This window comes from Streptomyces phytophilus (assembly GCF_013870535.1).
Taxonomy (GTDB): Bacteria; Actinomycetota; Actinomycetes; order Streptomycetales; family Streptomycetaceae; genus Streptomyces; species Streptomyces phytophilus.
On the sequence record NZ_JACBXC010001726.1, the window covers coordinates 1 to 1,019 of the forward strand.

General features: G+C 75.1%; 1 protein-coding gene. It reads left to right on the forward strand.

Annotated features, from left to right (window positions below; all coding sequences use genetic code 11):
* Positions 1-856 (forward strand): lysophospholipid acyltransferase family protein (locus H5J30_RS35550; RefSeq protein WP_181791910.1); only part of this gene is annotated, 856 nt, incomplete at its 5' end.
* Positions 857-1,019 lie beyond the last annotated feature (163 nt).

Consider the following 1,019-nt stretch of genomic DNA (forward strand, 5'->3'; position numbering starts at 1 on the left):
GAAGACGTTCCCCACCGCGTGGGCGCGCACCCCCGCGGCGCGCGCGGTGCGCAACGTGCTCCAGCGCGGGGTGCTCAAGCAGTACGCGTGGGCCAAGACCCGCCCGCAGATCGAGGGCCTGGACCTGCTGGAGTCGCTGCGCGGCCCGGCGATCTTCGTCGCCAACCACTCCAGCCACCTCGACACCCCGCTGATCCTCGGCTCGCTGCCCCGCCGCATCGCCGACCGCACGGCGGTGGGCGCGGCGGCGGACTACTTCTTCACGTCGACGGCGGTCAGCATCACCACCGCCCTGATGTTCAACGCCTTCCCGGTGGACCGCCACGGCTCGCGCCGCGGCGGTGCGTCGCTTCCGGCGGAGCTGATCGACGACGGCTGGAGCCTGCTGCTGTACCCGGAGGGCACGCGGTCGCACGACGGCTGGATGAGCTCGTTCAAGATGGGCGCGTCGCGCCTCTGCGTGAACATGGGCATCCCGGTGGTCCCGGTCGCGGTCCGCGGCACGTTCGCGGCCATGCCCCGCGGCAAGGCCCTCCCGACCCGCACGGGCACGCGCCTGGTGGTCCGCTACGGCCGCCCCCTCCCCCCGCAGGAGGGCGAGTCGGTGACGGACTTCCGCGCCCGCATGCTCCGCCACATCGCGGCGCTGTGGGCGGAGGAGGACCTGGGCTGGTACCAGTCCCTCCGCGCGGCGGAGGAAGGCCGCCTGGCCCTCCCGGAGGGCCGCACGACGGCGCTCCCACTGACGTCGACGCCGGTGGAGCAGGGCAAGCCGGTGGCGGAGTGGCGACGGGTATGGGAGGCGACGAGACCGTCGCTGGGCGACGGCCGCCGGAAGGTGTGGCGGGACGACTGACCAGGCGCGCTCCCCCCTGCCGGGGCAGGAGCCTCGCGGGGGTCGGGGACGACCTCCGGCGGCACCGGGCCTGAAGCGGAACGGGACGGGGCGGAGGCCGGACCTTGGGCGCTTGCCCATGCCGCAGGTACGGCGGCGGGGTCTGGGCCGGGGTCCCAGGGGC